This window comes from Methanosphaera sp. BMS (genome assembly GCF_003268005.1).
Lineage (GTDB): Archaea > Methanobacteriota > Methanobacteria > Methanobacteriales > Methanobacteriaceae > Methanosphaera.
The window spans coordinates 1,513,848-1,525,850 of sequence record NZ_CP014213.1 but is presented as its reverse complement, the minus strand read 5'-3'; the positions used below and the strand labels follow the sequence as shown (position 1 = coordinate 1,525,850).

Sequence of the window (12,003 nt, the reverse complement as noted above, 5' to 3'; positions counted from 1 at the left end):
AATTATTATATTGATATAATCTTAATTGTCCTAATTAATTTATAATAATATAATATATGTTTCAAGCTTATTATTAACTTATCTATAATATCATTTATGCTATATTATAATGGTCAGCGGTAGGTTCATAAATAACGCCCTTACTTTTGAGCATATTGATGATTTCATCAACCTTATTTTCACCAATGTTATATTTATCGGCTAATTCTGCATAAACCACTGTTTTTGGAGCACTACCTTCATAGTCTACACATAATTCCTTAATTACATCGGTAATTATATTTATTTTATCCCTTTCAGATTTTGATGTTCTACCTTCAACCTTATCGATGTCTACCTTACCTGTATCAGGATCATATCCCACCTGTTTCATACAGTTTTCCTGTAACTGGATAGCTCTTTCGGCATCTTCCTTGGTTACCTCATCACTTAATCTGATACGTGCACTGGCCTCTGCAATACGAACGAGTGCCTCCAGTTGACGGGCAGTAATCGGTACAGGTGATTCCTCATCAATAGCACCGCTACGCATGGTAACATAGAAGTCCTGAAGGGTCGTGGCGGCCTCATTACTTAACGTCGGATTAACTGTTCTACGGGCATATGCAATGTATTTACGCATAAATTCCGGTTCAATCTCATAGTTGATATTTCTGTCCTGATGTATCTTCAATATGTGACCTGCCAGGCTATGATCTCTTTCCGCGTTAGGTTTATCCTCGATAATGAATATCAAATCAAAACGTGATAAGATAGGTGAAGGCAAGTCAATCTGCTCGGCGATGGACTTGTACCTGTCAAATCTACCGAATTTAGGGTTAGCAGCGGCAAGTACACTACATCTACTGTTTAATGTAGCCATAATACCAGCCTTTGCAATGGAGATTGTCTGCTGTTCTAAAGCCTCGTGTATAGCAGAACGGTCCTCTTCACGCATCTTATCAAGTTCGTCTACACATACGTTACCTTTATCACCAAGTACCAATGCTCCCGCTTCCAAACTCCAACCACCAAGGTCGTCACGTACGGCAGCGGCAGTAAGTCCTACACCACTGGTACCCTTACCACTGGTATATATACCACGGGGTGCAAGCTTTGAAACATATTTAAGTATCTGGGATTTACCAATACCAGGATCTCCAACAATCAATATGTGCATGTCTCCTCTCATGTGGGTTTTATCCTCCAGGATTTTTGCACTACCACCAAACAGTTGGAATGCTATTGCCTCTTTTACCTCATAGTAACCCTGAATGGATGGTGCAGTGGAGTTGATGATTTTATCATAGATGTCGGGGCTACTTGCCAGTTGTCTGATTTCCTCCTCATCCTCTTCACTAATTTCCAATTCTTCAAATTCCTGTTCCAGGGCTTCAAAGAAGTTACCGTAGATGTAATTGGTAAATCGTTTTGATTTTTCATCACGGACTGTCCTCAGTATGCCGGTTATTCTAATCTTGTCTCCAGGAGTCAGTGTATCCACAAGGTCATCTTCCAGGACGATATTGATTTGTCTAGGCTGATCACCACCGGATAAGTTTTCCAGTGGTTCCTGCAGTTTAACAGTCTGCGTATCCATATACTGGGATTCCTCTTGAAGCAATTTGAATGAACGGCCACCACATTCTGTACATACAGCGGGTTCATGGATAATATTTGATTTCTGTTCAACATCATGTAATCTCATACAGCTTCTGCACTCAAACACAGCACTCATTATACGTGGATGAATTTCATCGGTCTTACGTACAATCCCATCGACGGCAATAAACTTGCCAATATATTCACTACGAAGATATCTGAGCGGTACATTGTTACGCACATTCTTAAACCTGACATTTAGCTGTGCATTCTTTCTCTGCGGGTCAATGTTAACGATAGATTTACTTGCGGCATCTAACATTTCTTCAGGCTTTTCAATTAATAAGTCAGCAGTATCAGGGTCAAATATTTCCAAATCATTATAGTCCACTATAACTGATTTTTCTTCAGGATACTTATCTAAAACAGCAAATACTTCATCTTTCATACGACTACTAAAGAATTCTTCTAATTTCAAAACTGAATTCTTGCCTTTAGATTCTTGCATAGTTTCCATATTATCATTTTTAAACTTTATTTTATAATCAAAATCTACTTTTTACAGAAAAACTCAATTTAAATATTTTTATTCATTTTCCTCTTTACCTTTTTTTCATGTCAATGATTAAATAATGTAAAAAATAGAAATTAATATAACTAATATTATTATATGAAAGTTATCATATTAAAATTATTAAGATTGTAAAATTATATTGAAAAAATTATTTCATCATAATACAATTTTTTTAGAGGTAAAGAATGAAACGTTCAAGATTAAAGCTATTCAAGACAACATCTTTAACCATATCATTAATCGGTGTGATATTGATATTAATAACTGTTGGCGTAATTGCATATATTGCAGTTTCAGGTTTAACAAATACAGTGTCTACATCCGTATCAAGCGGAGCAGAATATGATCAGTTAAATCAATTAAAAAGTCAATATAACAATGTCTCAGCAACATACCTGTCTCTAAGTGATCAAGTTACTCAAAGTAAGGATAAAGCCTTAAAAACCACTTATAATAATGGTAAGTTAAAATTATCCGAGGCAAACACAACCATTAATTCAATCGAAAATGACATAAATAATGGTAAGTCAGAAGATGTTATAAAATCAAAAATAACCTCAGTAAATGAGGATTTAAAATTTGTTCAAGATACATACAGTAACATAACCTCATAAACTGTATGTAAACTATTTTTTTTTATTTAATTATTTTTACTATCACTTTTTTTGGATAAAGACTGGTTGTCTGGTTTTAAAAAGGTGAATAAGGAAGTTTACTTATTTTCAATATTAGTCAATCAAAAGATGAATAGTTTACTTTTTAGGTCCTTTAAAACCCCTTGCAATAACGTACATTTCACTGCTGCGTTTTCTGGATGAATTAGGCTTTGTTGTCTTAACTGTCCTGAACTTTTTCTTCAGCTTGTTTATCAGCTCCTGGTATGCCTCACCCTGAAATGCCTTCATGATAAGGTTTCCCTCCTTTTTAAGGATATTGTCAGAGATGTTAAGAACGGCCGTTGCCAAGTCATATGATCTGAAGTTATCAATATCCTTAATTCCACATAGTTTAGGTGATGCATCCGATAATATGACATCGGCCTTTCCATCAATAATCTCGGTAATTGTATTTTGAACTTCCTCTGTTGTAAAGTCACCTTTAACGGCTATGAATGCTTCATGATCAATCGGTTTGATGTACTCTAGATCTACCGCCACGACAATGCCAGTTCCCTCTTCACCTATAACGTCACATACCACCTGACTCCATCCGCCGGGAGCGGCACCCAAATCAACCACATTATAATCCGGCTTTAACAGTTTATACTTCTTGTCCAGTTGTTTTAGTTTATATGATGCACGGGAACGATAATTCTGTTTTTTTGCAAGTTTATAATAATGTTCCTTGTCGTGCTTTGCCTTCCATCTACTCATATTTTCACCTTCAATCCATTTTTTGTTTTAATTTATTCATATAAATGTTTAAATCTGCTGAAATCCAGTGATTTACACATGGGACTTCCTATAACAACAATTTCCGCCTCAACTTCACTACCGTTTATCTCTACAAGCATGACGCTAGGCTCACTCATTCTTGGCTGTGTCGGACTTCCCGGATTTAAAAGCAGCACATCCTTAATCTGCTGGATTGATGCCTGATGTGTATGGCCTGTAATCATGACATCGACGTCTAACTCCTTTGCCAGATAATATAACTGTTGGGTATCCCCTTTGGGATATACAACCCCATGGGCCAGTCCAATTTTCACATCCTCAACATCTATTATTTCCGCGTTATTTAATCCTAAATCATAATCACAATTACCATGCACAGCAACAACAGGTGCAATTGTTTTCAATTCTTCAATCACATCCAACGTTTCAATATCTCCGGCATGGAGTATTAAATCAACATCCTTAAATACTTCAAACACTTTGTCCGGAATTTTCTTGCTACGTACAGGTATATGTGTATCTGAAATTACTCCTATTAACATTAATGTTGTCCTCTTCTATTTATCAAATTAAATGGGTGGTCATATTAGTGATAATCGTTTTCATAATGAGAAATCATCATCTTAATTATTTGTTCTTCAATATAATATTATATATATTATGCAATTAATAATCATTTAATATGGAATTTACGAAAATATAAAAATGTAAAATTCAAGGAATGATATTTTTATTTTAATAAAAAAATTATTTAATTAACGAGATTTGGGAGATAAAATACATGAGTGAATTAATAATTTGTGAAAAGCCGAAGGTTGCCCAAAAGGTAGCTGAAGCATTATCAGATTCACCAATTAAAAATTCATATAAACGTGTACCATACTATGAGATAACGAAGGATAATGGTGATAAGATAACAGTATTGTCCGCTGTTGGTCACTTATTTTCACTAAAGGCAAAAAGCAAAGAAAAAAGATTATACGATGTTGAATGGGTACCGTTATATGAAACAGATAAATCAAAAAAGTATGTGAAAAACTATGTTGACTTGATTAAAAAGTTTTCAAAGGATGCCGATAGATTTATACATGCATGCGATTATGATACTGAAGGAACATTAATCGGATTCAATGCATTAAAATACATCTGTGGAGAAAAAAGTATAGAAAATTCATTCAGGATGAAATTTTCGGCATTGACCAAGAAAGATTTGATAAAGGCTTACTCCGAAGCTTATCCATTGACCGATGATATCAGCTGGGTAGACAGTGGGGAAGCAAGACACATCCTTGACTACCTATTCGGTGTGAACATATCCAAGGCCATGACCGATTCAGTATCCAGTGTGACAAACAGGTACGTTCAACTCTCCGCAGGACGTGTACAGACACCGACACTGGCAATACTAACCGAACGTGAAAAGGAGATAAAAAAATTCATACCAGAGCCATACTGGGTGATAAAGGCCAAACTTCCAAAGTCAATAATAGCCGATCATAAGAAAGGCAAAATATTCGACAAAAAAGAGGTAGACAAAATCCTGGCAAACTGCAAGGGTAAGGACGCTAAGGTTACAAAGATAACAAACAGAAAAAGCAAAAAGCCATTGCCTGTACCGTTTGAATTAGGAACGCTCCAGTCAGAGGCATATGCACAGTTTGGTTTCACTCCAAGAAAAACCCAGCAGATAGCACAGAACCTGTATGTTGAAGGATACACATCCTATCCTAGAACATCATCACAGAAATTACCTGCAAACCTTGGACTGGACAACATACTCAATGAATTGGCCAAAGATCCAAAATACAAGGATAAAATCAAGTCACTCAAAGAACCGCTAAAACCTAACGAGGGTAAAAAGACCGATGAGGCACACCCTGCTATACATCCGACGGGAACACTGCCGAAGGATATAACGGAGGACTATCAGAAAATATATGACCTAATCACATATAGGTTTATCAGCCTGTTCGGTGAACCTGCAGAGATCGAATCAATAAAAGTAGATCTGGACATTGGAGGGGAGGCATTTGACTTCTCAAGGCAGAGAATATCCAAGGAAGGATGGTTAAGTCTTGACCCTTACCAATACAAAAAGGTTAAAAATGAGGAATTCCCTGATTTGAAAGAAGGTGAAAGTACCACGGCCAAAGTATTGAGTGAAGAAAAGGAAACAAAACCACCTGCAAGATATAATCAGGCATCAATCATCAGGGAACTGGAAAAACGTGGACTGGGTACAAAATCTACCCGTGCTAATATTGTTGCAATATTATACACCAGAAAATATGTTGAAGGACAGAAGATTACCGTCAATCAACTTGGTGAACGTATAATTGATACACTCGAGAAATACTCCGAAAGAATCACCAGCGAACAGATGACACGTGAATTTGAGGATGATATCTCTGAGATTAAGGACAAGAAGATTAGTGAAAGCGAAGTAGTGGATATTGCCAAGAAGGAATTGGATGGAATACTTGATTCCATGGACAATAACCAGGAAAATATAGGTAAGGAATTGTTCAGTGCATATGAACAGAGTAAAATTGTAGCAGAATGTGAATGTGGTGGAAATCTTATAATAATATCATCACCACGTGGCGGTAAGTTTGTAGGCTGTTCAAATTATCCCGACTGTAAGAAAACATATTCACTACCTGCAGGTGCCAGCGTACTTAAAACGAAATGTGAAAAATGTGGACTTCCACTGATATCATTCGGTAAGCCTAGACAAAGAGCATGTCTTGATTCAAAATGTGCAAATGGTGGTAAGGAATCATCAAATGATGTTGTAGGTGAATGTCCTGATTGTGGAAAGGATTTGATAAAACGAATGGGCCGGTTCGGTGAATTCATTGGCTGTTCAGGTTTTCCAAAATGCCGATTCACCTCTTCAATAGCCGACTTCGAGAAGGCTCAAAAAGAAGAAAAAACCTAATCTCCCTCTTTTTTATTTTCTGTTATTATTTCATATAACCTCTTTAGTATTAGGAGCGTTCCTTCCTTGTTCAGGTATTTGTCATCTGTCTGCTGTTGTGATGAATAGATACATGCAGGACATCCACTTTCACAGTCACAATCGTTAACCAGGTCATATGACATTTTTATAATGTCCTCAAATAGGTCAAATGCTTTTTGTGTTAATCCAATTCCACCTTCAAAACCGTCATAGATGAATATCGTAGCATTCAATGTGTCTTCATGCATATTCTTTGCCACACCACTTAAATCGTGAGAGTCACACATCACATGGAATGGACATACGGATAGTATTACATTTTCCACGCCCTGCAGGCATCCCATTAAGATGTCCTTGAATTTATCCTCACTCAACAGGAATTCTTCAAGCTCCTCTCTTACCTGATACGGTATGGTAAACCAGAATCCCTTAGTCTTAAAGTCGAGTGGTGGCAGGTTTAACTTCTTGGATGCCTTTATCTTACTGAATTCGATGATGTTGTATCGGTCATATTTTTCAATAACGTTCACGCTACCATAGTTTAGTTGAATGTCACCAAGTTTTTCACTCTTTTCAATTTTAAGGTTTCTTACATCAACTTCCTTGATTGTCTGTGTATGATAGTTCAAATCTTTTTTCTTGACGTAAACCCTTTTATTTTTAATGTCCAATTCATTTACGAGATATGTTTCGGCGTTATGTATGAGTACGGCATTTTCATGTGCTTCCCTGAATGCCTGTTTTTGGCTCATGGATTCCAGGAATTTCCTGCCGTTGTATACCAGAAACGGTTCGGACATGGTGTCGCTGAGGCTTACTTTAAAGTTGGGGTTATCGTCACTAGATGTTACGTTATATGACCATTGATCGTGTTTATATGTAAGTATCTCCTGGGTTTCCATTTCACTTATCTCATCAAACACCACTCCCTGGTCATCAAATCCGAAGCTGTCTGTTTCGCTGTATTTTATTGGCAGTTCATACGCTGCACATTTGAGGTGTCCTCTGAGTATTTCTTCATTGTTTAAGTCGATTATTGCGTGTTCATGTGAATTGGTAAAGAATAGTTCAGGGTGTTTCATGAAGTACTGATCCAGAGGGTTTTGGAATGCTATCATCGTGATTATTGCCTCTTGATTGCTTCGACCTGCTCTTCCGGCCTGTTGCCATGTGGATATAATAGTACCTGGATAGCCGGAGATGATTACGCTATCAAGTGAACCGATGTTTATTCCCAATTCCAGAGCATTTGTTGTGACTATTCCCTTAAGTTCGCCACTTTTTAGTTTGTTTTCTATCTTTTTACGTTCTTCAATGGTGTATCCTGCACGATACGCGGTTACCTTATTTATAAGGTCGGGTCTTGTATTTTCAAGTGCCTTTTTTGAGTTTCTTGCTATTATTTCAGCCATCTTTCTTGATATTTCAAAGCAGATTGTTTGAAGGTCGTGTTCTATGAATGTGTTGAATAATTTTTGTGTGTCCTTGTTTATCGATGGATTTTTTGATTCGATGGCGTATGGATTGAAGAACATGAAATATTTTTTTCCTGATGGTGAACCGTTTTCCGTTATTATCTTAAACTTAAGTCCCGTTAGTTTTTCACCAAATTCAACGGGGTTTGCTAGTGTAGCTGTTGATATGATAAACTGTGGATCTGAGCCGTAGTATTTGCATATTCTTTTCAATCTTCTGATAAGAAATGCCATATTTGATCCGAATACTCCACGGTACTGGTGTGCTTCATCTATTATTATGTATTTAATGTTTTCAAAGAAGCGTTTCCATTGCTCATGCCATGGCAATATATAATGCAGTTCATATGGATTTGTAATGACTAACCTTGATTTTCTTTTTATTTCAGGTCTTTTTGACTTTGGCGTATCCCCATCATACTTTGCAGGGTATATTTCCAGGTCACATTCCTTGTCAATACTCAGTATGCTTTTTAGCTGGTCATTTGCAAGTGCCTTTGTTGGGTAGATGTATAATGCCGTGTTGTCTTCGTATTTGCATAGGTTTTCCAGTACCGGCAGTGAAAATGATAATGTTTTACCTGATGAGGTGGGGGTGGTGATTATCACGTTTTCATTGTTTCTTAAATGTTGGAGCGTTTCATATTGGTGGGTGTATAAGGTTATATCATGATTTTTTAGATAGTCCTCAAGTGCATCTGGCAAATCTAGCTTTTGGGTGGTGTATCGTGCCCTTCTTGGTGGTATCTCTTCGATATGTTCTATTCTGTCTCTATACCACTTTTTGTTGTTGAAATATTCAAGTATGTCTGAAATCATGATTATATTTTCCTTTTTATTGAATTTTGGTTTTTTTGGATGGTGCCGTAATATTTTTTTCGTATTTGTTCTTTGATTTAACTACTGAATTTATTTTTGGTTTTTGTTTATAATAATTTTTTTCAGGGTTTCAAAATCAATTCTAGTTTATCTTTTAATGAATTTTTTTTAAGTAATTTAGATAATTTTTTTCGTATAATAATTGTTAATTAAAATACTTTAAATATATCTTAAAACTTAAATCTATATAAGGATAGTTATTAATTGATATAACAATTTTTCTAAACTATATATTTATCAGATTATTCTCGTTAGATATAGTTTATAATTTGAATTTATTCAGTATTTATCAATTTATCATAGTATAAACTTATCATTATCCTTTCTTTTATCTATTATGGAGGTAAAAAGGAGAATTAATAACATGGACGTAAAAAACTTAACATTAAAAATAGCACCTTTTATCATAGTGCTAATTCTAGTATTAACGGTTTTTGCTATAAGGGCAGAAACCATAAACATTGGAGGAATCTCTAATTCAACTGTTAAAGAATTATATAAAGATGATTCTGGAATGCCATACTTTACAGAGATAGACTCATATTATAATTATCGTTTAACTGAGAATTACTTAAAAACAGGTCACTTGGGGGACACTGTTGTTAATGGAACCGATTGGGATTCATTGTCAACGTCGCCTAATGGTCGTGAAGCGAATTATCAACCAATGATTATTGTATTAGCAGCCAGTGTATACAAATTCTTAAATTCATTCACTAGCGTGTCTTTAACTCAAGTAGCATTTTGGTTAGGTCCTCTTATAGGATCCCTAGCAGTAATACCAGCATTTTTCATTGTAAAAAGAGCAACCAAAAGCAATTGGGGTGCAATAGTAGCAGGATTAATTGCCGGTGCAGCACCAGCATATTTCTCACACACATATGGTGGGTTCTTCGATACAGATATGTTCAACGTATTGCTGCCATTGTTAATAGCACTGTTCTTATCAGAAGCAGTCTATGCGAAAAAACCAATATTCAAGGCAATACTTGCAGCAATTGCAGCAGTATGTCTAGGTCTTTTCTCAATGGCATGGAGTGGGTACACGTATATGGTACTGTTAACCTTTGCAACATTGATTTTATACATCCCTGCATCCTATTTAATGGACAGACGTGATGGTAAAAAAATCGACAGTAAGATGCAATGGCTTAAAAACAATCCGGTAACAATACCTCTATTGGTATTCATAATATTATCCATAGCAATACTCGCAGTAACAGTAGGTTCATCAATGTTTGAATCTATAACAAGCGTAATTGGTTTATCAACCAGTCTTCAGAGTGCAACAGCTGGAACAGCATACCCTAACGTATATGTATCTGTAGGTGAGATGCAAATTCCACAAGTAGTCGATGTAGCAAATCAGAGTGGTGGAATATTTACAATAATATTCGCATTTTTAGGCTTTGTTATAATGGGCGTTGCATTAAGTAGAAAAGCCAAAGTTGAAGAAAAACACGAACCTAAAGAAAAAGCAGATGATGCTGATGATAAAAAGGTAAGAACAAGAAGATACACGCCAAAAACCAAAAAAGCAGAAGAAATTATTCAACACGAATTGGATAAACGATTCATACCTGGAAAATTCATATGGACACAAGATGAAAAATACAACAATTTATTCTTGTTTGTAATGTTAATCCTATGGGTTTTAGGTATAGCAGTAATGTTAACACAGGGTACAAGGTTTATCGAACAGTTCGAAGTACCAATAGCTTTAATGGCCGGTCTTTCAATAGGGTTCTTCCTAAACTACCTTGACTTAAAATGGGAAGCAAAATCATACATAACCGCTGTAGCAATAGTACTACTCGTATTGGCAGTAGCAAGTCCATTATATGCGGATCATTTAACCTCATCTCAATCAGCAGGTAGTACAAATGATGACATGTACAACACATTAACATGGATTAAAGCAAACACTGCTCCTGATACAGTACTCGCATCCTGGTGGGACTTCGGGCACTTGTTTACGGCAGTAGCAGATAGGCAAGTGGTATTCGATGGGGGTTCACAGAACAACATGAGGGCCTACTGGATAGGTAACTCGCTGACTACACCAAATGAAAACTTATCAGCAGGTATACTAAGAATGCTTGCAAACAGTGGTGAAGATGCATCCAACACATTAGACTTATACACTAATGACACAGCAAAAACCGTTGAAATATTAAACAAAATATTACCAATGGACAGAACACAGGCAAACACAGAATTAACTGGAACATACGGATTGGATCAACAACAAGCTAATTCAGTATTGGACTTAACTCATCCGGCTAACACAAAACCAGTTAATCTTATATTAAGTTCAGATATGCTTTCAAAAGCAGCATGGTGGTCATATTTCGGTAGTTGGGATTTCCAGAACAAAACATCCGTACACTACTCATATTATCCAGCTCAAAGTACAACTGAACAGATAAACGGTAAAGGTTTCACAATGGGTCTTGAAAATGGAGTTGTAGGAGTACAATCCACTAGCAATGAAACCAACGGTACTGGAATGACATTCGCATATGTTGATCAGACCAAGTTAAACAAAACACTTAACATGACAACAACAGAAGACAAAGAACGTATGTCAAAAGAACTAACCGACGGTACTGGTAACGAATTGATTAAACCACACAAATTAATCTATGTGGACAACAACCAATTATCAGAAAGAATTGTAAACAACAACAGTAACATGTCTATCATGGCAATTCACCAGAATGATGGTTCATACTTCACGGTACTATTTGATTCACATCTAGAAGACTCAGTATTTACGAAATTGTATTTAGAAAGTGGATTCAACCAGACACGGTTTAACCTAACCCACTCAGAACCGGGTATAAGTGTATGGAATGTATACGAATATCCTGGTGCAACAAACAACAATAACGTTGCAACAAATACAACACAGTAACTACTCTCCTTTATCCATTTTTTTTACTAATTTTGTTACTCTTATTTTCACAGATTATTTCATGGCATTAATGATACTGCTATTATTTTTAATCATGAGTTATTCATGTTACTGAAATAACCACATATTATCCATCGATTATAGGCTATTTTTTACAATTTTTAAATTAAAACTTAAATAAAAATAATTCGTCAATTCTAATATATTTATACTAAAAAAAA

Annotated in this window: 7 protein-coding genes; 3 read left to right on the top strand and 4 right to left on the bottom strand. The window is 35.9% G+C overall.

What is annotated here, in order from left to right; all coding sequences use genetic code 11:
• Positions 1–94: 94 nt before the first annotated feature.
• Positions 95–2,098, bottom strand: coding sequence for a minichromosome maintenance protein MCM (locus AW729_RS05320; protein WP_112124132.1), 2,004 nt, complete (start codon positions 2,096–2,098; stop codon positions 95–97).
• Positions 2,099–2,340: 242 nt separating this feature from the next.
• On the opposite strand from AW729_RS05320, the gene AW729_RS05315 reads away from it, so the two are divergent.
• A complete protein-coding gene (locus AW729_RS05315; RefSeq protein WP_112124131.1) occupies positions 2,341–2,769 on the top strand; it encodes a hypothetical protein in 429 nt (142 codons plus the stop codon).
• A 138-nt stretch (positions 2,770–2,907) separates the two neighbouring features.
• Here AW729_RS05315 and AW729_RS05310 read toward each other — a convergent pair whose 3' ends face one another.
• Together AW729_RS05310 and AW729_RS05305 are read right to left on the bottom strand one after the other, a co-directional pair.
• Positions 2,908–3,528 (bottom strand): RlmE family RNA methyltransferase, encoded by a 621-nt coding sequence (locus tag AW729_RS05310; RefSeq protein WP_112124130.1) that lies wholly within the window; start codon positions 3,526–3,528, stop codon positions 2,908–2,910.
• Between the two features lie 32 nt (positions 3,529–3,560).
• Entirely contained in the window at positions 3,561–4,091 is a 531-nt protein-coding gene (locus AW729_RS05305) for a YfcE family phosphodiesterase (protein ID WP_112124129.1), read from the bottom strand.
• Positions 4,092–4,330: 239 nt separating this feature from the next.
• Here AW729_RS05305 and topA point away from each other — a divergent pair, with 239 nt between their 5' ends.
• Positions 4,331–6,490, top strand: coding sequence for a DNA topoisomerase I (gene topA / locus AW729_RS05300; protein ID WP_112124128.1), 2,160 nt, complete (start codon positions 4,331–4,333; stop codon positions 6,488–6,490).
• Here topA and AW729_RS05295 read toward each other — a convergent pair.
• A complete protein-coding gene (locus tag AW729_RS05295; RefSeq protein WP_112124127.1) occupies positions 6,487–8,805 on the bottom strand; it encodes a DEAD/DEAH box helicase in 2,319 nt (772 codons plus the stop codon). The genes topA and AW729_RS05295 overlap by 4 nt on opposite strands.
• Positions 8,806–9,229: 424 nt before the next feature.
• On the opposite strand from AW729_RS05295, the gene AW729_RS05290 reads away from it, so the two are divergent.
• Positions 9,230–11,782 carry an STT3 domain-containing protein gene (locus AW729_RS05290; RefSeq protein WP_162685808.1) on the top strand — a complete coding sequence of 851 codons (2,553 nt, stop codon included), beginning with the start codon at positions 9,230–9,232 and terminating at the stop codon, positions 11,780–11,782.
• The last annotated feature ends 221 nt before the right edge of the window (positions 11,783–12,003 follow it).

Coding starts and splice junctions, on each gene's coding strand:
- AW729_RS05310 (WP_112124130.1), bottom strand. CDS start 3,528: ATGAGTAGATGGAAGGCAAAGCACGACAAGGAACATTATTATAAACTT.
- AW729_RS05305 (WP_112124129.1), bottom strand. CDS start 4,091: ATGTTAATAGGAGTAATTTCAGATACACATATACCTGTACGTAGCAAG.
- topA (WP_112124128.1), top strand. CDS start 4,331: ATGAGTGAATTAATAATTTGTGAAAAGCCGAAGGTTGCCCAAAAGGTA.
- AW729_RS05295 (WP_112124127.1), bottom strand. CDS start 8,805: ATGATTTCAGACATACTTGAATATTTCAACAACAAAAAGTGGTATAGA.
- AW729_RS05320 (WP_112124132.1), bottom strand. CDS start 2,098: ATGGAAACTATGCAAGAATCTAAAGGCAAGAATTCAGTTTTGAAATTA.
- AW729_RS05290 (WP_162685808.1), top strand. CDS start 9,230: ATGGACGTAAAAAACTTAACATTAAAAATAGCACCTTTTATCATAGTG.
- AW729_RS05315 (WP_112124131.1), top strand. CDS start 2,341: ATGAAACGTTCAAGATTAAAGCTATTCAAGACAACATCTTTAACCATA.